We start from the raw sequence: 19,437 nt of genomic DNA, 5'->3' as shown, positions 1-19,437 counted from the left end.
CCGAATGTTCGGCAGACGATGGCGTGGCGAAGTGCCGCGGGAGAGGACACCTGATGGCACGCGGATTCCAGGGCGCCATGATGAAGGGGTTCGGCGCACGGGACCACACCGCGACGGTGATCGGGACCGAACCGATCGCACCCCACTTCGTGCGGATCCGCATGCAGTCGCCGACGGTCTTCGAAGACGTGGTTCCCGAGCCCGCCGCGTGGCTGCGGTTCTGGTTCCCCGACCCGGACGGGTCCGATTCGGAGTTCCAGCGCGGATACACGCTTTCGGAGGCCGACACCGACACCGGCCGTTTCGCCGTCGACGTGGTGCTGCACGAACCGGCCGGTCCGGCGTCGACATGGGCGAAGACCGTGCAACCCGGCGCCACCATCGAGGTGATGGCGCTGATGGGGTCGACCCGGTTCGACCTGCCCGACGAACCGCCCGCGGGCTACCTCCTGATCGGCGACGCGGCCTCGATCCCCGGCATCAACGGCATCATCGGCGCGATCGACGCCGAGGTGCCCGTCGAGCTCTACCTCGAGCAGCACGACGAGAACGACCCGCTGATCCCGATCACCCAGCACCCACGGCTGCGTGTGCACTGGGTGGCCCGCCGCGACGAGAAGTCCCTGGCCGAGGCACTCGAGGTCCGCGACTGGTCGAACTGGTACGCGTGGGCGACACCCGAGGCCAACACCCTCAAGCACGTGCGGAACCGCTTGAAGGAGTTCGGGTTTCCGAAGTCCGAGATCCACGCCCAGGCGTACTGGAACGCGGGCAAGGCGATGGGCAAGCAGCGCGGTGGCGCCGAGCAGGAGGCCGCCGCCCCCGCCGCCCCCGCCGAGGCACCCGCGCCCGAGGCCGCGGCCGAGGCCCCGGCCCCCACTCCTGCCGCGCCGCAGGGCAGCTGGCGGTCGCAGGCGGCAGGCAGGCTGATGGCGCCGCTGAAGACACCGCTGATCGTCTCCGGTGTGCTGCAGGCGGTGATCACGCTCGTCCAGCTGGCGCCGTTCGTGCTGCTGGTCGAACTCGCGCGGCTGCTGCTGACCGGCGCGGACGAATCCCGGCTCTGGACACTGGCGTTCGCCGCGCTGACGCTGCTGGGCGTCGGCACCGTGCTCGGCGCCGCGCTGACGCTGTGGCTGCACGCGATCGACGCCCGCTTCGCCAGGGAGTTGCGCGGCCGGCTGCTGACCAAGATGGCCCGGCTGCCGCTCGGCTGGTTCACCGCCCGCGGCTCCGGCTCGATCAAGCAGCTGGTGCAGGACGACACCCTGGCCCTGCATTACCTTGTCACGCACGCCATTCCGGACGCCGTCGCCGCGGCGGTGGCGCCGGTCGCCGTGCTGGTCTACCTGTTCGTCGTCGACTGGCGGGTGGCGCTGGTGCTGTTCGTCCCGGTGCTGGTGTGGATGGTCCTGACGTCGACGATGACGGTGCAGTCCGGACCGAAGATCCCGCAGTCGGCCAAGTGGGTGGAGCGGATGAACGGCGAGGCCGGCGCCTACCTCGAGGGTCAGCCGGTGGTGCGCGTGTTCGGCGGCGCCGCCGCGTCGAGCTTCCGGGCCCGGCTCGACGAGTACATCGCGTTCCTCAACGACTGGCAGCGGCCCTTCGTCGGCAAGAAGACGACGATGGACATCGCGACCCGGCCCGCGACGTTCCTGTGGCTGATCGCGGCCACCGGCACGCTGCTCGTCGTCGCCGGCTCCATGGACCCGGTGAACCTGCTCCCGTTCCTGTTGCTGGGCACAACCTTCGGGTCCCGGCTGCTCAACATCGCCTACGGGCTGGGCGGCATCCGGACCGGCGTGCTCGCGGCCAGGCGGCTGCAGAACACCCTCGACGAGCCCGAACTCGACGTCCGCGACGAGGCCGCCACCGGTGACGGCGGCCAGAGCGGCACCGTCGAATTCGACGGCGTCACGTTCGGCTACCGCCCCGGTGTGCCGGTGATCAAGGACGTCTCGCTGACGCTGCGGCCGGGCACGGTCACCGCGCTGGTCGGGCCGTCCGGCTCCGGCAAGTCGACTCTGGCCGCGCTGCTGGCGCGGTTCCACGACGTCGCCGACGGCGCGATCCGCGTCGACGGCAGGGACGTCCGGTCGCTGAGCGCGGACGAGCTGTACCGGCGGGTGGGCTTCGTGCTGCAGGAGACCCAGCTGGTGCACGGCACCGTCACCGAGAACATCGCGCTGGCCGAGCCGGACGCCCCGCAGGAGCGGGTGTTCACGGCGGCCGAGCAGGCCCAGATCCACGAGCGGGTGCTGCGGCTGAGGGACGGTTACGACACCGTGCTCGGCGCCGCGAGCGGGCTGTCCGGCGGCGAGCGCCAGCGGCTCACCATCGCCAGGGCGATCGTCGCCGACACCCCGGTGCTGATCCTCGACGAGGCCACCGCGTTCGCCGACCCCGAGTCGGAATACCTGGTGCAGCAGGCGCTCGACCGGCTGACCCGCGACCGCACCGTGCTGGTGATCGCCCACCGGCTGCACACCGTCACCGGGGCCGACCAGATCGTCGTCCTCGACGACGGCCGCATCGCCGAACGCGGCACCCACGACGAGTTGCTGGCCGTCGACGGTCTCTACCGGCGGCTGTGGGACACCGCCCGGCCCGGCGAGGAGGCCGTGGCGAGCGCACAGGAGGCGACCCGATGATCCCGACCCTGATCCGGCTGATCCCGGTCGACCGCACGCCGAGGGTGACGCTCTACGCGGTGCTCGCGCTGGTGTCGGTGGTGCTGCGGGCCGTCGCCGCGGTGCTGCTGGTGCCGCTGATCGCCGCGCTGTTCGGCGACACGCCGGCCGACGCGCTGCCGTGGCTCGGCTGGCTGACCCTGGCGACGCTGGTGGGCTGGGCGGTGGACAGCGCGACCGCGCGGATCGGGTTCGACCTGGGCTTCGCCGTGCTCGACCGCACCCAGCACGACGTCGCCGACCGGCTGCCCGCCGTGCGGCTGGACTGGTTCGACGCCGACAACACCGCGACGGCCCGGCAGGCCATCGCGGCGACCGGGCCGGACCTGGTGGGCCTCGTCGTCAACCTGCTGACCCCGCTGCTCAACGCGGTGCTGCTGCCGCTGGCCGTCGCGCTGGCACTGTTCGCGGTGGCGCCGTGGCAGCTCGGCGCCGCGGCGCTGGCCGGGGTGGTGGTGCTGCTGGCGGCGATGGCCGCGTCGGGCCGGCTGAGCAGGCAGGCCGACCGGGTGGCCGGGGAGTCGAACAGCGCGCTGACCGAGCGGATCATCGAATTCGCCCGCACCCAGCAGGCGTTGCGCGCGGCCCGCCGGGTCGAGCCCGCCCGCAGCCACGTCGGCGCGGCGCTGGCCGCGCAGCACGGGGCGACGATGCGGCTGCTGCTGATGCAGGTGCCCGGGCAGCTGCTGTTCAGCATCGCCAGCCAGCTGGCGCTGATCGTGCTGGCCGGCGTGACGACGGCGCTGACCGTGAACGGCGCGATCTCGGTGCCGGAGGCGGTGGCGCTGATCGTCGTCATCGCCCGCTACCTCGAGCCGTTCACCACGCTGAGCGAGCTGGCGCCTGCGCTGGAGACCATCCGCGCCACGCTCGACCACATCCGGGCGGTGATCACGGCGCCGACGCTGCTGGCGGGCACCGGCACGCTGCCGGAGTCGTCCGCGCCGCCCCGGATCACGTTCGAGGACGTCAGCTTCGGCTACGGGGACACCCCGGTGCTCGACGGCGTGAGCTTCACGCTGGAGCCGGGTGCCACCACCGCGATCGTCGGTCCGTCGGGTTCGGGCAAGAGCACGATCCTGGCCCTGATCGCCGGACTGCACGAACCGGCGTCGGGTCGCGTGCTGATCGACGGCGTCGACGCGGCGGGCCTGGACGCCGAGAGCCGCCGCGCCGCCGCGAGTGTGGTCTTCCAGCAGCCGTACCTGTTCAACGGCACCATCCGGGAGAACGTGCTGGCCGGTGATCCCAGCGCCGACGCAGGCGAGGTGGCGCGCGCGACGGCGCTGGCCCGGGTCGACGAGCTGGCCGCACGGCTGCCCGACGGCGACGCCACCCGCGTCGGCGAGGCGGGCACCGCGCTGTCCGGCGGCGAGCGCCAGCGGGTGAGCATCGCCCGCGCGCTGCTGAAGAAGTCGCCCGTGCTGCTCGTCGACGAGGCCACCAGCGCCCTGGACAACGAGAACGAGGCCGCGATCGTCGATGCGCTCACCGCCGACCTGCGGCCGCGCACCAAGGTGATCGTCGCGCACCGACTGGCCAGCATCCGGCACGCCAACCGCGTGCTGTTCCTGGACGGCGGCCGCGTCGTCGAGGATGGCAGTATCGACGAACTACTTTCTGCCGGCGGCCGGTTCGAGGAGTTCTGGCGCCAGCAGCGCGACGCCGCCGACTGGCGCATCCACGCCTAGTTCGCCGGGTCGCGTCGCGACGACTCGGGGAGGGCATGCGCGTGGCGAACACCAGCAGTGACGTCTGGGAGGTGCTGTCGACCGCCAGGTCGATCCGGCGGTTCACCGCCGATCCCGTCGACGACGCCACGCTGACCCGGTGTCTCGACGCGGCGCGCTGCGCACCGTCGGGGGCGAACGCGCAGGGCTGGCGGTTCGTGGTGCTGCGATCGGAGCGACAGCGGGCCGTGGTGGCCGAGGCCGCCGCGCAGGCGCTGGCCGTCATCGAACCGGTCTACGGGATCACCCGCCCGTCCGCCGACGACCACAGCCGGCGCGCCCGCGACAACCGCGCGCTCTACGAATTGCACGACCGGGCAGGCGAATTCACGTCGGTGCTGTTCGCTCAGCAGCACTATCCGACCGCCTCGGAGCTGCTGCTGGGCGGGTCGATCTTCCCCGCGATGCAGAACTTCCTGCTCGCGGCCCGCGCGCAGGGGCTGGGGGCCTGCCCGACGAGCTGGGCGTCCTACGGCGGTGAACAGCTGCTGCGCGAGGCGGTGGGCGTGCCCGAGGGCTGGCTGCTCGCCGGTCACGTGGTCGTCGGCTGGCCCAGGGGCAGGCACGGCCCGGTGCGCCGTCGGCCGCTGGAGACCGTGGTGAACCTCGACCACTGGGACGCTCCGGCGGACGAGGTCATCGGTGCCGGTGATGCGGAATCCGTCGCCGGAGCGGCAGTTGGTGAGCCTGATTAAGCTTCTGATCATGACTTATAGCGCGAATTGATCCTGCACTGAGCCACATTGAGTTTTCGGTCGATCTTCAGCCGCTGGTGCGGATTCCGTAGTACCTTCCGATCGAGAAGCAAGCGACCCCGTCGTTCCGCTTGGAAGGTGCGCCATGCTGAGCACTACCGAAGACCGTCGATCGGTCGAGCCGCACGAGCCCGATGACGATGTCGAGTACACCGGCAGGGCCGTTTTCGCGATGCGTCGTCAATCTCCGGCCCGTGTAGTTGTGACCGCGGACGGCGAGATCGACGCCACCAACGGCAAGGCGTTGGGCCGATTCGTCGAGCGGCACACCGGCATCTCCACGCAACTCATCCTGGATCTGAGCAACGTCGAATTCTTCGGCAGCCAGGGCTTCAGGGCGTTGTACTACGTCGACGTGCACTGCGCGCGGTCCGACGTCGACTGGGCGCTGGTCGGCAGCCCGGCGGTGCGGCGGTTGCTCGAGATACTCGACCCGAACGTCGAGTTCCCGCTGGTCGAGGACCTGGCCGCCGCCCAGTCACGGCTGAATTGCCTCGCCCGCTGCCACCGCCTGGTGATGGGTCGCGGCTGAGGCGGCGTCGCCGTCCGCAGTGACATTGGCTGATGGCAGCCATGGCAAACGCAACTAACTCGACTGGCAACCGTCGTTCCCAGTCAGGCCCGGGTGGATATGCGGTTATCGTTCTCGCATCCTGGGGCAGCGGGTTCCGGCAGCGAAAATGGGGGTCAATCATGTACCGAGACAGAATTGCCGGGGGTAAGAGAATCCCGGCAGTCCTCGCCGCCGCGGCAGCCATAGCTGCTTTCGGCCTGCTCAGCAGCCCCGTGGCGAATGCACAGCCCGGCCAGTGTCCCGAGGGTCAGTTCCCCACGTCGAATGGATCAGGATGCGCGGGCATCCCGGATCCCACCGCGTACGGCTGTCCGCCAGAGGATTTCCAGTGCATGTTCGAAAAGACCATGGGTCCACGCTGAGGGTCGGTTGGCCGTCCGTGTCCTGCTAACTCCTGAGTGTTGGCCGCCGGTACGGTTCCGCGCGCGTGACGAATCGGTGCGTGTCGGTGGGTGTCGGTATGATCGAACACGTGTTCGAGGAGTCGGAGGCCGGGTTTCGGGACCGGTTGCGGGAGCTGGAGTCGCAGAAGGCGGCCGCGGCCGCCGAGCAGGCCCGCGTCGCAGCCGCGTGGGATGCGGCGCGCCGTGCGCGCGAAGCCGCCGAGGGGGTGCCGGCATCCAAGCGGGGTCGGGGTTTGGCCACCGAGATCGCGCTGGCGCGACGCGCCTCGCCAAATCAGGGTGGGCGGCATCTGGGGTTCGCCCGGGCGTTGGTGCATGAGATGCCGTGCACGTTGGCGGCGTTGGAGTGTGGGGCGCTCAGCGAGTGGCGGGCCACCATCATCGTGCGCGAGTCGGCATGCCTGTCGGTGGAAGACCGGCGCAGGTTGGATGCCGAACTGTGCGGTGAGATGGCCCGCCTCGAAGGGTGGGGCGACGGGCGGATCGAGGCCGAGGCGAAGAAGATCGCCTACCGGTTGGATGCGCAGGCGGTGGTGGACCGGGCGGCCAAGGCGCCCAGTGAGCGGACCGTGACGACGCGGCCCGCCCCCGATTGCATGGTGTACGTGACCGCGCTGCTGCCGGTCGCCCAAGGGGTCGGGGTGTACGCCGCGCTCAAGCGTGCGGCCGACACCACCGGTGACGGCCGCAGCCGCGGCCAGGTGATGGCCGACACCCTCTATGAGCGGGTCACCGGCCAAAAGGCCGCCGATCCGGCGCCGGTGAGCGTGGATCTGGTGATGTCGGATCGGGTGCTGCTCGGCGGGGACGCCGAGCCGGCGCACCTGCAGGGCTACGGCCCGATCCCGGCGGCCATCGCGCGGCAGATGGTGGCCGACGCCGCCGGTGCCGGGGCGGCGGCGCTGCGGCGGCTCTACGCGCGGCCGTCCTCGGGGGCGTTGGTGGCGATGGAGTCGCGGTCGCGGTGTTTCCCGAAAGCCCTGGCGAAATTCGTCGATCTGCGTGATCAGCGGTGTCGTACCCCGTATTGCGATGCGCCGATCCGCCACCACGACCACGCCCACCCGCACCACAAGGGCGGGCCGACCAGTGCGGTCAACGGCCTGGGTGAGTGCGCGCGGTGCAATTACGACAAGGAAGCCCCGGGCTGGCAGGTCGCCACCAGCGAGGTCGACGGCGTGCACACCGCGCAGTTCGTCACCCCCAGCGGGGGCCGCTACCTTTCGACCGCACCGCCGGCGCCGGGAACACTGAACATCCTGGTCAAGCGACCGCACCAGCGAATCGCCTGCGGCCCGGCGTTACTCAAGAACCGGCTGCACCCAGACCGGGAACGATATCGGCCACGTCGAACGTGACCGGCCGGAGTCCAAGCGTGTGCCGGATTACCGGCCGCCGACGGTGATCATGTCGGACACCGCCTGGGTCCAGCCTGGACGGCGGACGCGGTGCTGGTCGACGAGGGTGAAACCGGCGTCGGTGAACAGTGTGCGCATCTGTGCGGGCGTCGGGTTGTGCGCGGGACTGCGGCGGCCGAGGGTCAGCCGGTCGAAGGGCGCAGGCAGATTCGGGTTGATCGTCGTGACGGCCACCAGACCGCCGGGCGCGAGCACGCGATGGAACTCGCGGAGCGCCGCCGGCTGGTCGAAGAAGTGGAACGCCGACGTGGTGACCACCGCGTCGAGCGCACCGTCGTCGAACGGCAACCGCTCGGCCGGCCCCTTGCGCCAGTCGACCTTCGCCGACCGCGCGTGCGCCTGCTCGAGCATGCCGTCGGACATGTCGACGCCGTAGATCTCGTCGGGCCCGAGATCGCGCTGGATGCGGTCGGCGAGAATGCCGGTGCCACAGGCGATGTCGGCGATCCGCTGGGCTCCGTGGGTGCGCAGGCGGTCGATCACCTCGTTCTGTGCCGGGCGGTACACCAGGCGTTGCAGCAGCTGCTGGTCATATAGGGGCGCGGCCACACTCCAGAATCGCGTGATCGCGTCGTTCAGCCCTCTGCGCGGCTCCGTCACCACCTGTATCGCCTCCGATTCGCCTCGACGATCCACAGTACCGAGGCGGCCTGTGGGCGCCGGTAGGGTCACGGGGTGCCCGCACTGACGACGGTCCTGCGCGTTCCGTCCGGACCCGTCGAGATCGCCGTGCACGCCACCGCGGAACCGGACGGCCGCAGACCCGTCGCGGTGCTGCTGCACGGCACCGGATACGTGGCACAGGTATGGGCCGACGTGGTGCCGCATCTCGCGCGAACCCACACCGTGCTGGCGATCGACCGTCGCGGCCACGGGATGAGCGGTCAAGCCGCAGGCGGTTACGAATTCTCCGACTTCGCCGACGATCTGTGCGCGGTCGTCGACGCCCTCGGCATCCAGGACGCGCTCGGTGTCGGGCACAGCGCGGGTGCGACCGACCTGCTGCTCGCCGCGGCACGCCGGCCCGGTGCGTTCTCCCGGCTGTTCACCGTCGAACCGACGGCGATGGTGCCGCGCGAAGGCGTCCTGGAGCAGGAACTCAGCAAGCTGCCCCGCGCGGTGGTGGTGAAGGTGCGGCGGCGGCGCAACGCGTTTCCCAGTCGGCAGGAAGCGCTCGACCACCTATGCCGCACACCGGGATTCGCGGGCTGGCGGGACGGCGGGCTGCGGGCGTTCGGTGACTTCGGCCTGGTCGAACGCGACGGCGCCGTGCATCTGCGGTGTCACCCGGAGTCCGAGGCGGCGATGCTGCGGCCGATCTTCCACGTGATGGAGCAGTCCTACACCCGCTCCGAGGTCTTCGCGCCGCTGCGCGAGCTGCGTATGCCGGTGTGCGTCGCCTCCTGCGCAAATTCAGAGCCCGTCTACGCCCCGATGGTGGCGGCGGCCCGGGAGCTCATCCCGGCCGCCCGCCACCTCGCGTTCCCGACGGGGCACTGTGTGGCCCAGCAGGATCCGGAGCTCTTCGCGTCCGCGGTGCTCGACTTCGCAGCCACTCTGTCAACGTGAGCAGTCCGCCTTCAGGGTGACCCTGCGTGAGTCGGCCACCGCGAAGGGGTTCTTCCCGTCCTCGTCACGCAGGACGAATCCGGCCTGTCGCGGGTTGCGATCGTTACCGGCGCAGTCGTCCGTCGCCTCGGCCGCCGCCGCCGGTGCGAGGAGCGTCGCGCAAGCCGCCGCGGCGATACCGGCGGAGATCAACAGGTGTGTCCTCATGGTCGTGCCTTCCATTCGCTGTGACTGTTCAGAAGGCTCTACGGGGCACTACGCGAAAAGGTTCACCGCATCGGCTGCGCGCCCTGGGCGCTGAACGCGTCGAACATCAGGCTCAGGTAGCGGCGTCGCACCGCCTTCGGCTGGTTCATCGCCACCGATGCGGTGGTGACCATCGCGACGAAGTTGACCACGTCGTCCGCGGTCAGGTCCGGCCGCAGCAGGCCGGACTCCTTGGCGTGCGCGATCATCGCCTCGAACTGCTCGCGGTCACGGGTGAACAGGTCGACGGTCAACTCGGCCAGGTCGCCCATCGAGGCCAGCAGTGGCCGCTGCTCGAACATCGCGTCCTCGAGGCGGGCCAGCGCGTCGATGAACGCCTCGCGCGGCGCGTTGTCGCCCAGCGCGGTGATCGTCGGGCGGATGTCGTTGACGACGATGTCCTCGTACACCGCGGCGGCCAGTGCGCGGCGGTTCGGGAAATGCCGGTACAGCGTCGCGTTGCCGACACCCGCCGCCTTCGCCACCTGGCTCAGGGTCGCGGAAGTGCCGTCGCGCGCGAAGATCTCACGCGCGGCGGCGACGATCCTGCTGACGTTCGCGAACGCGTCCGACCGTTGGTGAGCTGTGCGCGCCACATTCAAATGGTAGCGCGCTCCCAGTTACGCGTCGGTCTTTGCGGTGATCGAGCTGATCGCGTCGGCCACCGCCTGCGGGGCGTCCTGGGCGACGAAGGTCCGGGCATCCGGCACCTCGACCCAGGTGGCGTCGGGGAACAGCGCGGCGAGGCGCCGTCCGAGGGCGGGCGTGAAGCTGCGGTCGAGCATCCCCCACACCACCGTGACCGGCTTGGTGAACCGGGGCAGTCGCGTCGCCACGTCGGTGAGGTCCGTCTTCGCGACGTTGCGCAGCAGCCTCGCCAGCTCCCGCCGGATGCGCGGATCTTTCTGGCACGGCGCCACCCACGACGCGGTGAGCACCGGATCCGTCCGGAACAACATCCCGAATCCGATCGGCGAGTGGCGCAGCGCGGTGACCCGCATCAGGTTCATCAGCAGCTTGATCGACAGGTTCCCGCGCAGCGTCGCGAACACCAGGTTGAACGGGAACGGCGGGAACTTGTCGAACGCGTCGCAGTTGGTCAGCACAAGCCTGCCGACGGACTCAGGGTAGGCGTCGACCACCAGCTGGCAGATGCCGCCGCCGGTGTCGTTGCCGACCAGGGTCACGTTCTCCAGTCCGAGCGCGGCGATGGTGTCGTGGACCATCGTGGCCACGCCCATTGGCGACAGGTCGGCGCGCTCGCCGGCCGGACGGGTGTGCGATCCGAGCGGCCAGTCCGGCAAAACGCAGCGAAAACCCCTGCGGGTCAACTCGTCCGCGACCTCGGACCACAGCCGGTGGTCGACGAGGATGCCGTGCACGAACAGGACGGGGGGGTGGGGCGAGTCTTCCGGGCCGACGACGCGGTAGTCGAGTGTGGCGTCTTCGAGGGTCAACTGGGGCATCTCGGATATCCTTCGATCGACATTTACAAACACTCGGTATGAAAGTTACGTGCAGACTGTATGAAAGTCAACGGTTCCCCGGACGGCCGGCCCGTGCGCCGCTCCCAGGCGGAGCGCACCGCCGAGACCCGTGCGCGGCTGATGGCGGCCGGCCGACGGTTGTTCGCCGACCACGCCTTCGCCGACGTGTCCACCCAGCAGATCGTCGCGGCGGCCGGTGTCACCCGAGGCGCCCTCTATCACCAGTTCTCCGACAAGGCGGCGCTGTTCGAGGCCGTGTACGAGCAGGTCGAGGAGGAACTCGTGGCGAGCATCGCCGAGGCCATCGCCACCGCGGCGCCCGGCGACCAGCTCGAGGCGATGCGGCACGGCGTACGGCTGTTCCTCGACCACATCGCCGCCCCCGACGTGCACCGCATCGTGCTCGTCAACGCGCCGGCGGTGCTCGGTTGGGAGCACTGGCGGGAGGTCGGTGCGAGGTACGGCCTCGGCGTGATCGAGGCAATGCTCTCGCAGGCCATCGCCGACGGCGTGCTCCCCGAGCAACCGGTTCGGCCGACGGCGCACGTTCTCCTCGGCGCCCTCGACGAGGCGGCGCTCTACGTGTCGCGCGCGCAGGACCCCGAGGCCGCGCAACGCGACATGTACGAGGTCTGCGACCGCATCATCCGCGGGATCGCGGCCCGTTGACCGCAGCAAACCGGGGCCACGTGTTGAGAGCCGACTCGCCGGGTACCCGGAACGCGCTATGAGCGAACACCGACCATGGAGCTGACCTGGTGGCCGGTCGCGATCGCCGGGTTCGCACTCCTGGCCGTGGTTGTCGGCCTGGCCGTACTGCTGCCGATGGCGCACGCGCCGCGCCGGCTGCGACCCCTGGCCAACGTCGACCGCCTCACCCGGCTGCCCGAATACGCCAGGGCCGCGCGCGTGCGCCGGGCCTCGGCGCTGGCCACCGTGCTGATGCTGACGCTGCTCTTCGGTGCAGCCGTGATCGCGGGCGCCCGGCCCGTCGATGTGCGCACCGCCGAGGAGAGCCAGCCAGAAGAGGTGATGCTCTGCGTGGGGCAGCCCGCCACCGATCCGGCCACCGCGACGTTCCTGTCCCACTTCGCCGGGCAGGTCACCAAGGGACCAGGCACCGAGCGCATCGGACTGACGTCGTCGAACCGGCGGGTCGTCCCGCTGACCCGCGACTACCAGTACGCCGCAACCCGATTCAACGACTACGCAGGCATCGAGCCGGCGTCGGACGAGGCAGGGTCGTTCGCACCCGCGGTCACCTACATCGACTACGCGCGCACCGTCGAGGACGTACTCGCGCTGTGCCTCACCGGCTTCCCGACGGACGAATCGGCGACCGCATACCGCAGATCGCTGATCTACCTGGGGCCGAGCGTGTTTCGCACTGACGCCGCCGAGCCCGGACTGTTCGACGCCGACCAGGTGAGCGACCTCGCGGCCGATGCCGGCGTGCAGGTCAACGCCGTCGCGGTGGCCGACCCCACCGAGTCGTCCAGGGACGCCGACGCCGCGCTCGAGGGCCTCACCGAACGCACCGGCGGCCGGTTCTTCCGTCAACTCCCCGCGGGCGTCGGCGGCGGCGCCGACCAGCTGACCAGCCGCCTGGACGCCATCCGCGCCGACCCGCCGCCCGCCGTTCCCGCCGACAGTGGGCTGTTCGCCAGGCTGCCCGGCGAGTCGCCCGCCGTGCCGCTGACGGTGGCGCTGCTGTCGGCCGCCGTGCTGTCGGTGGCCCTGGTGGTGCTTCGCCGATGAAATTCGACCCCGTCCTGCCCGGCCCGATCCTCGCGGTGGTGGCCGCGGCGCTGATCGTCGCCAGGCTGGTCACCCTGCGCCAGGTGTTCGTCGCCACCGGCGCGCAGCGGCGGGCGGCCGCGCTGCGCTGGAGCGGCCTGACCCTGGCGGTGCTCCTGGTGCTCGCGGCGCTGGCCCGGCCCGGCGCGGGAACCGTGGAGTCGGACTCCGCCGCGGCGGCACCCTCGGGCGTGCCGAACGTCTTCTTCGTGGTGGACCGGTCGGTGGACTCGGGCGTCGCCGACTACGACGGCCGGCCCAGGATCGAGGGCATGCGGACCGACATCGAGACGCTGATCGATCGGTATCCGCAGGCACGGTTCGCCGTGATCTCGTTCGCGGCCCGCCCGTCGCTGGACTGGCCGCTGTCCGACGACGCATGGAGCCTCGAACCGGTGGCCGCAGCGCTGACTCCGTACGCGGCCCCGCCCGACGCGGCGTCACAGGTCAATGTCGCCGCCGCCGCGAATCCCCTGCGCTACCAACTGATCCAGGCCGGCCAGCAGTACCCGCAGTCGCGCAATCTGGTGTTCTACCTCGGCTCCGGCGCGGGTGGCTCGCAGGCGCCGCAGGGCCGCTTCGAGATCGAGGCGGGCACGGTCGACGGCGGTGCGGTGCTCGGCTACGGCACCCCGGCACCCGGCGGCGGCGCCCCGCTCGACGAGGCCGCACTGCAGCAGGTGGCCGATCAGCTCGGCGTGCCCTACGCCCGGCGCGACGCGGGACCGCCGCTGGAAAGCGTGCTGCCCGCGCCGTCCTCCGCCGACACCGACGCCGACCAGAACACCCCGCGGACGGAGTGGTACTGGCTGCTCACCCTGCTGGCCGCCGCGCTGGCCCTGGCCGAGATCTACCTGATGGTCCGCGAACTGCGCAGACACCGGGCGGCCCGACGGGCGGTGACCTCGTGACGCGGCGACGGGGGGCCACCCCGCGGCGGCTGAGACTCCGCAGACGGCTGCTGATCTTCTCCGCGCCGGTGGCGGCGCTGGCGCTGATCGTCGCGCTCAAGCTGGTCTCGATGGTGGCGGCGGGGAGTTCGGCCGTCGAGAACTACGCCGAGCGGGACCTCGACGGCCTGTCCTCCGACGTCTCGGTGCTGCAGTTCGGCAACGTCGCCGAGACTGCGAAGGCGCCCCTCGCCGCGGGCACGCTGGCGGTGCTCGACGGCCGCCTCGCCGACGCTGACGCCGAATTCGGCGAGGCGCTGCGCCGCACCGAGCCCGCGCAGTCCTGCCCGGTGCGGGTCAACCTCGAGCTCGTCCGCGAAACCCAGGGCGACCTGGCCGGCTTCGCCAGGGACCCGGTGGTCGCCCGCGAGCGGTACACCAGCGCGCTGGCCATCGTGGAGGGCGCACCGCCCGAGTGCTTCGCCGGCAACACCGACCCCGACGAGGAGCGCCGCGCCATCCGCGACGACGCCGCCGAACGGCTGGCCGCGAAGATCGCGAACGCCGACGCGATGCCGCCACCGCCACCACCGCCGCCGCCTCCGCCCCCTCCACCGCCGCCGCCGCCCCCGTCGGCGGGGTCACCGACAGAGGACGACGAGGAGCAGCGGCCCGACGATCCGCGCAGGCTCGACCCGCGCGGGGGTGATCCGCTGGAGCGGTTGAAACGGGTGCTGCGGGACGCGGCCGGAGCCGTTCCGGCCGGCTGAGCCGGTCAGACGGTGGCGTCGCCGTCGCGCAGATCGGCCAGCGCGTCGTCGAGCGTGGCATGCAGCGGGAACACGTCGTCCAGCCGTGTCAACTGGATCGGCCGGGCGGTGACGGGGCCGCTGGCCACCACCGCGTAGCGCGCCGACGGGCTGACCTTCTCATGGGTGGCGACCAGGATCTGCAGGCCCACCGACGCCAGGAACGTCACCTCGGACAGATCGATGATCAGGGCCACGGGACGCTCGTCCACCAGGCCCGCGACCACTTCCTCGAGGGTGGCGGAGGTGGCGAGATCGACCACGCCGCCCACGGCTAGCACCGCGATGCCGTCGACGTGCTGCACCGAGGTGGAGATCGCTTGCGAAGCTGACAACTGCCGTCCTTACGTCGCCATCCGCCGGTGGGCGGACGTTGGAAGCCTAACCGTCTCGGGCAACACGGAAAAAATACTTCACCGGAAACGGGCCCACCACCGGGATAGGCTCGTCAGGTGACTCGCGCGCCGGGTGCGCGCATGCGCAGGCCGGGAGAGCACATGACCGAGATGTCGACCGATTTCATTGCCGCGGGCGCGCCCGGCATTTCCACCGAGGGGCTGTTGCCGCAGCTGGTCAAGCATCTGCGGCAGAACCGCACGGTGCTGCGCGAGGAGTGGGCCCGCCGCATCACCGCGGCCGAGCTGCTCACCGCGATGACGCCCGAGGAGCTGTTCTCCGAGGCGACCGCGGTCTACGACAACTACGTCGAGGTGCTGGAGACCGGCAGCGTGGAGGCCCTGCAGGCCTACGCCCGTGACCTGTCCGAGCGCATCATCCCGCGGGGCGTCGAGACCGACGAGGTGCTCGGGATCGTGCTGCTGCTGCGTGATGTGCTGGCCCGGTCGCTGTTCGAGAAATACCAGACCGACTTCGACCTGCTGAACCGCGTGCTCGACGCCTACGAGCCGGCCGCCAACCGCATCGCCAACACCGTGGGCGTCAGCTTCGTCCAGGAGCGCGAGCGCATCATCCGCCAGCAGCAGGAGGCCATCCGCGAGCTGTCCACCCCGGTGCTGCAGGTGCGCGAGCAGTTGCTGATCCTGCCGATCATCGGTGTGCTGGACAGTCAGCGGGCCCGCCAGGTGACCGAACAGCTGTTGCGCGCCATCCGGGCCAACCGCGCCAAGGTCGTCGTCATCGACATCACCGGCGTCCCGACCATCGACTCCACGGTCGCCAACCACCTGGTGCAGACCGTCGACGCGTCCGGCCTGATGGGCGCCAGCGTGATCATCACCGGGCTGTCCTCGGAGATCGCCCTCACGCTGGTCACCATCGGCCTCGACCTGTCGAAGATGAACGCCGTCGGCGACCTGCAGGGCGGCATCGAGGAGGCGGAACGCCTGCTCGGATACGAGGTGAGCCGCACCGGCGAGCAGAACGGCTGAGCGCGCCCACTGCGCCGCAACCACTTCCATGCCGGTACCCATCCTCAAGCAGGGCGCGATCCTCATCGCGACCGTGCAGGCCGCGCTGACCGACTCCGACACCGAGCGGCTGCAGGACGACCTGATGGAGCGGGTCAGCCGGTTCCGCGCGCAGGGCATCATCGTCGACGTGACCGCCATCGACGTGATGGATTCCTATGCGGCCCGGTCCCTTCGGACGATCGCGCACATGACCCGGCTGCGCGGCGCCGACACCGTGATCGTCGGGCTGCAGCCCGAGGTGGCGTTCGCGATGGTGCAGCTGGGGCTGGTGTTCGACGGCATGCACACCGCACTCGACCTGGAGGAGGGGCTGGCTCTGCTGCACCGCCGGGCGCCGGGCGACGAACGGCCGCGACCTTGACCCCGCCGCGGTCGGCGGACTTCGTCGTCGACGTCAACGACTCCGACGACATCGTCACCGCGCGCCAGGCCGGCCACGAACTCGCACGCCGGCTGGGCTTCTCGCTGACCGACGTGACGATGGTGGCCACCGCGATCTCGGAGATCGCCCGCAACATCACCAGCTACGCCGGCCGCGGCGAGGTGCGGGTGGGTGTGCAGTACCGCGACGGGCGCAGGGCGCTGGTGGTGCGCGCCGAGGACGACGGCCCCGGCATCGCCGACATCGACCGCGCGCTCGAGGACGGCTACTCGACCGGCCGCGGCCTTGGGCTCGGCCTGCCCGGCGCCCGGCGGCTGATGGACCGGCTGATCGTCGAATCGACACCGGGGCAGGGCACCGTCGTCGAGATGTGGAAGTGGACGCCCGACGATGGCTGAGACGATGGCCCAGCACGGCCGGCTCGGCCCGATGGAGTGGGCGGCGGCGGCGCGGCCGGTGCCCGGCCAGGTGGTCTGCGGTGACCGGGCGGTGGCGGTCGGGGTCGGCGCGAACGCCGCGCTGTTCGGCGTCATCGACGGCCTCGGCCACGGCGAACCCGCAGCCGCCGCGGCCCGGTGCGCCGAACAGGTGCTCCGGCACGCCGACGACCGGCCGCTCGACGACCTGATGGCGCGGTGTCACCGCGAGATGACCGACACCCGCGGCGCCGCGATCACGCTGGCGCGGGTCGACTTCGACGCGGGCATCCTGCAGTGGGTGGGCGTCGGGAACGTGTCGGCGGACCTGGTCGCCCGCGCGCCCAGCGGCATCGACACCCGCTCGTCGGCCCGGCTGCTCGGCGGCATCGTCGGGTACCGGCTGCCGGACATCGCCGCGCCGGAGGGCCTGCCGGTGCGGCCCGGCCACCTGCTCGTGATGGCCAGCGACGGTCTGGACGAGAACCGTTTGCAGGCACTCGATTTCGCGGCACCCGCCGACACGCTCGCCGGGCAGATCCTGCAACGGCACAGCAGGGCCGGCGACGACGCGCTGGTGCTGGTGGCCCGCCACCGCGGGACGGCGCCATGACCGCCGAGTTCCGCTCCGCCTACATCGACGCGCTGCGTGCCTACCTCGCCGGCCGCGACGAAGCCAGTCTGGAGGTCGGCCACGAACTCGGCAGGCGCGCGCTGGCCGAGCGGATCAGCACACTCGACATCGTCGAGAACCACTTCCGCCTGCTCGGTTCGGGCGATGATGAATCCGAACCCGCTGCGGCGCTTCAATTCCTGCTGCAGACACTCGCCGCCCTCGACGTGGCGACCCGCGGATTCCTCGACGGCACACAGCGTTACGAACAGCAGCGCGCCCGCGCCGACGGCCTCGCCGACCGCGACCAGTTCCGCACCGCACTGGTCAACGCACTGCAGGAGGGCTTCTTCGTCGCCGACGGCGACGGCACGGTGGTGGAGATCAACGACGCGTTCACCGAGATCACCGGCTACGACGCGGCGGGCCTGCCCTACCGGTGGCCACACCCCTGGTTGGTCGATCACGGCCTCGCCGACCGGCAGCTCGACCAGCTGATCGAGACCGGGGATCTGCAGGCCGAGACCGAGATCCGCCGCCGCGACGGCGCGCCCGGATGGGCGGCGGTGAGCATCAACGCCGTGCCCGCCGCGGGCTCTGCGCGGGCGGTCTACGTCGGCACCATCCGCGACGTCACCGTGCTGCGGGCCGCCGCGGAGCGGGAACGACTGCTCGCCCGGCTGGCCACCGCGATCGGGCTGGCCAAGAGCATGGCCGAGGTACTGGCGATCACGCTCGAGGAATGCCGGGCGGCGATCGACCTGCAGCGGGTGCTGACGGTGACCTGGCGCAATGGCGACGAGGAGCCCGCGGTCCGGGCGGCCGGTGAGCCTGCGGGCGGGCAGTGGTCCGACCTCGATCCGGACCTGCGGACCACCCTGGGCCAGGCCCGGCAGTGGCCGCCGCTCACCATCGAGCCGGTGTTGTCACCCGACGGCTCTGACGCCGCCTGCGGGATCGTCGCCATGCTGCCCGGCGCCGGTGACACCGCGGTTGTGCTCGAGCACCAGCGGCCCCGGCAGATCAGCGTCGACGACCGGCTGCTGCTGACCGCCCTGGTCGGCCATCTCGGCCTGGCGATCCAGCACGTCCGCCAGTTCGAGACGGCGCGTGAGGCGTCGCTGACGCTGCAGCGGGCGATGCTGCCCACCAGCAGTCCGCCCGCCGGATTCGCGGTGCGCTACGAACCGGCCGTGGCGCCGCTGGAGATCGGCGGGGACTGGTACGACGTACTGCCGATCAGCGAGCGCACCATCGGCATCGTCGTCGGTGACTGCGTCGGGCGGGGGCTGCCCGCCGCCGCCGTGATGGGCCAGTTGCGCAGTTCGGCGCGCGCGCTGCTGCTGACCGGCGCCGAGCCCGCGGTCCTGCTCGAAGAGCTCGACTCGGCGGCCGCGCTGATCCCGCACGCGTACTGCGCGACAGTGTTCCTCGCGGTGCTCGACGTCCGGACCGGCGAACTGCGCTACAGCAGCGCCGGCCACGTGCCCGCGGTCCTCGCCACGCCGGCGTCGCCGCCCAGCGTGCTCTCCGATGCCGGGGCGGTGCCGCTGGCCGTGCGGCGCAATGGGCCGCGGCCGCAAGCCACCCGCACCCTGCCGCCGGGTTCGGCACTGCTGCTCTACACCGACGGGCTGGTGGAACGGCGGGACGCGCCGATCGATGACGGCATCGACCGCGTCACCCGGGTACTGGCCGCCGAACTGTCCTCGCACGCCGACACCATCGCCGACGCGGTGCTGCGCGAGCTGGCGCCGCCCGCGGGCTACGACGACGACGTCGCCGTCCTGGTCTACCGGCGGCCCCCCGCGCCACTGCACCTCGAGATCGCCGCCACCCCCGCCAATCTCGGCCGGGTCCGCACCGAGCTGACGGCGTGGCTGACCGAGGTCGGCGCGGGGCAGGAGCTCACCACCGACGTCGTGCTCGCGGTCAACGAGGCGTGCACCAACAGCGTCGAGCACGGTTACCGCGATGTCGCCGCCGGGGTGATGGTCGTCGACGCCGCGGTGTGGGGCGACGAGATCGTGGTGCGGGTCCTCGATTTCGGCACCTGGAAGACGCCCGACGAGAAGCCGCGGACCCGCGGCCGCGGGCTGCCGATGATGCGGGCGGTCAGCGCACGGGTCGACCTGGGGCCGTCGGCGTCCGGAACCACGGTCGAGATGGTGTTCCGGCTCACACCTGGATGATCGACGGGAATATCCGCCGCCGAACCGGGTAG

20 protein-coding genes are annotated in these 19,437 nt (G+C 71.3%); 15 read left to right on the top strand and 5 right to left on the bottom strand.

What is annotated here, in order from left to right; genetic code table 11:
- The first annotated feature begins 53 nt into the window (after positions 1-53).
- From O6P37_RS21550 to O6P37_RS21530, 5 genes are all read left to right on the top strand, one after another.
- Positions 54-2,654: an ABC transporter ATP-binding protein/permease gene (locus tag O6P37_RS21550; protein ID WP_269895997.1), complete on the top strand. Its 2,601-nt coding sequence runs from the start codon at positions 54-56 to the stop codon at positions 2,652-2,654.
- Positions 2,651-4,384 (top strand): ABC transporter ATP-binding protein, encoded by a 1,734-nt coding sequence (locus O6P37_RS21545; RefSeq protein WP_269895996.1) that lies wholly within the window; start codon positions 2,651-2,653, stop codon positions 4,382-4,384. The genes O6P37_RS21550 and O6P37_RS21545 overlap by 4 nt, the downstream gene beginning before the upstream one ends.
- A 71-nt stretch (positions 4,385-4,455) precedes the next feature.
- Positions 4,456-5,118 (top strand): nitroreductase family protein, encoded by a 663-nt coding sequence (locus O6P37_RS21540; RefSeq protein ID WP_269896083.1) that lies wholly within the window; start codon positions 4,456-4,458, stop codon positions 5,116-5,118.
- A 145-nt stretch (positions 5,119-5,263) separates the two neighbouring features.
- Positions 5,264-5,710, top strand: a complete 447-nt coding sequence (locus O6P37_RS21535) for an STAS domain-containing protein (RefSeq protein WP_332909809.1) — start codon at positions 5,264-5,266, stop codon at positions 5,708-5,710.
- A 502-nt stretch (positions 5,711-6,212) separates the two neighbouring features.
- Positions 6,213-7,514: a DUF222 domain-containing protein gene (locus O6P37_RS21530; protein WP_269895994.1), complete on the top strand. Its 1,302-nt coding sequence runs from the start codon at positions 6,213-6,215 to the stop codon at positions 7,512-7,514.
- Positions 7,515-7,541: 27 nt separating this feature from the next.
- On the opposite strand, the gene O6P37_RS21525 is transcribed toward O6P37_RS21530, so the two are convergent.
- Positions 7,542-8,174 carry a class I SAM-dependent methyltransferase gene (locus O6P37_RS21525; protein WP_269896082.1) on the bottom strand — a complete coding sequence of 211 codons (633 nt, stop codon included), beginning with the start codon at positions 8,172-8,174 and terminating at the stop codon, positions 7,542-7,544.
- A 75-nt stretch (positions 8,175-8,249) separates the two neighbouring features.
- On the opposite strand from O6P37_RS21525, the gene O6P37_RS21520 reads away from it, so the two are divergent.
- On the top strand, positions 8,250-9,143 hold the full coding sequence (locus tag O6P37_RS21520; RefSeq protein WP_269895993.1) for an alpha/beta fold hydrolase: 894 nt from the start codon (positions 8,250-8,252) through the stop codon (positions 9,141-9,143).
- On the opposite strand, the gene O6P37_RS21515 is transcribed toward O6P37_RS21520, so the two are convergent.
- From O6P37_RS21515 to O6P37_RS21505, 3 genes are all read right to left on the bottom strand, one after another.
- Positions 9,135-9,350 carry a hypothetical protein gene (locus tag O6P37_RS21515; protein ID WP_269895992.1) on the bottom strand — a complete coding sequence of 72 codons (216 nt, stop codon included), beginning with the start codon at positions 9,348-9,350 and terminating at the stop codon, positions 9,135-9,137. The genes O6P37_RS21520 and O6P37_RS21515 overlap by 9 nt on opposite strands.
- 62 nt (positions 9,351-9,412) lie before the next feature.
- A complete protein-coding gene (locus O6P37_RS21510) occupies positions 9,413-9,985 on the bottom strand; it encodes a TetR/AcrR family transcriptional regulator (protein ID WP_269895991.1) in 573 nt (190 codons plus the stop codon).
- A gap of 24 nt (positions 9,986-10,009) precedes the next feature.
- Positions 10,010-10,855 carry an alpha/beta fold hydrolase gene (locus tag O6P37_RS21505; protein ID WP_269895990.1) on the bottom strand — a complete coding sequence of 282 codons (846 nt, stop codon included), beginning with the start codon at positions 10,853-10,855 and terminating at the stop codon, positions 10,010-10,012.
- Between the two features lie 60 nt (positions 10,856-10,915).
- Between O6P37_RS21505 and O6P37_RS21500 the strand changes: the two genes are divergently transcribed.
- From O6P37_RS21500 to O6P37_RS21485, 4 genes are all read left to right on the top strand, one after another.
- Positions 10,916-11,545, top strand: a complete 630-nt coding sequence (locus tag O6P37_RS21500; protein ID WP_269895989.1) for a TetR/AcrR family transcriptional regulator — start codon at positions 10,916-10,918, stop codon at positions 11,543-11,545.
- Positions 11,546-11,620: 75 nt separating this feature from the next.
- Positions 11,621-12,634 (top strand): hypothetical protein, encoded by a 1,014-nt coding sequence (locus tag O6P37_RS21495; protein WP_269895988.1) that lies wholly within the window; start codon positions 11,621-11,623, stop codon positions 12,632-12,634.
- Positions 12,631-13,584 (top strand): VWA domain-containing protein, encoded by a 954-nt coding sequence (locus tag O6P37_RS21490; protein ID WP_269895987.1) that lies wholly within the window; start codon positions 12,631-12,633, stop codon positions 13,582-13,584. Before O6P37_RS21495 ends, O6P37_RS21490 begins: the two co-directional genes overlap by 4 nt.
- Positions 13,581-14,333 carry a hypothetical protein gene (locus tag O6P37_RS21485; RefSeq protein WP_269895986.1) on the top strand — a complete coding sequence of 251 codons (753 nt, stop codon included), beginning with the start codon at positions 13,581-13,583 and terminating at the stop codon, positions 14,331-14,333. The genes O6P37_RS21490 and O6P37_RS21485 overlap by 4 nt, the downstream gene beginning before the upstream one ends.
- Positions 14,334-14,338: 5 nt before the next feature.
- Here O6P37_RS21485 and O6P37_RS21480 read toward each other — a convergent pair whose 3' ends face one another.
- Complete coding sequence (locus O6P37_RS21480) at positions 14,339-14,707, bottom strand: STAS domain-containing protein (protein ID WP_269895985.1); 369 nt, start codon at positions 14,705-14,707, stop codon at positions 14,339-14,341.
- Between the two features lie 162 nt (positions 14,708-14,869).
- Here O6P37_RS21480 and O6P37_RS21475 point away from each other — a divergent pair, with 162 nt between their 5' ends.
- The 5 genes from O6P37_RS21475 to O6P37_RS21455 are packed head-to-tail and all read left to right on the top strand — an operon-like array spanning position 14,870 to position 19,405.
- Positions 14,870-15,760, top strand: a complete 891-nt coding sequence (locus O6P37_RS21475) for an STAS domain-containing protein (RefSeq protein WP_264011615.1) — start codon at positions 14,870-14,872, stop codon at positions 15,758-15,760.
- A gap of 28 nt (positions 15,761-15,788) precedes the next feature.
- Positions 15,789-16,163 carry an STAS domain-containing protein gene (locus tag O6P37_RS21470; RefSeq protein ID WP_264011616.1) on the top strand — a complete coding sequence of 125 codons (375 nt, stop codon included), beginning with the start codon at positions 15,789-15,791 and terminating at the stop codon, positions 16,161-16,163.
- On the top strand, positions 16,160-16,582 hold the full coding sequence (locus O6P37_RS21465; RefSeq protein ID WP_269895984.1) for an anti-sigma regulatory factor: 423 nt from the start codon (positions 16,160-16,162) through the stop codon (positions 16,580-16,582). Before O6P37_RS21470 ends, O6P37_RS21465 begins: the two co-directional genes overlap by 4 nt.
- Before the next feature lie 4 nt (positions 16,583-16,586).
- The gene (locus O6P37_RS21460) at positions 16,587-17,213 is read left to right on the top strand and encodes a SpoIIE family protein phosphatase (protein WP_269896081.1); all 627 of its coding nucleotides are present in this window, start codon (positions 16,587-16,589) and stop codon (positions 17,211-17,213) included.
- The gene (locus O6P37_RS21455) at positions 17,210-19,405 is read left to right on the top strand and encodes a SpoIIE family protein phosphatase (protein WP_269895983.1); all 2,196 of its coding nucleotides are present in this window, start codon (positions 17,210-17,212) and stop codon (positions 19,403-19,405) included. Before O6P37_RS21460 ends, O6P37_RS21455 begins: the two co-directional genes overlap by 4 nt.
- The last annotated feature ends 32 nt before the right edge of the window (positions 19,406-19,437 follow it).

Origin of the sequence: Mycobacterium hippophais, from assembly GCF_027529605.1 — a bacterium.
Classification (GTDB): domain Bacteria; phylum Actinomycetota; class Actinomycetes; order Mycobacteriales; family Mycobacteriaceae; genus Mycobacterium; species Mycobacterium arseniciresistens.
Note: the sequence above shows the minus strand (reverse complement) of the source record. Positions and strands in the feature narration are given on the sequence as shown.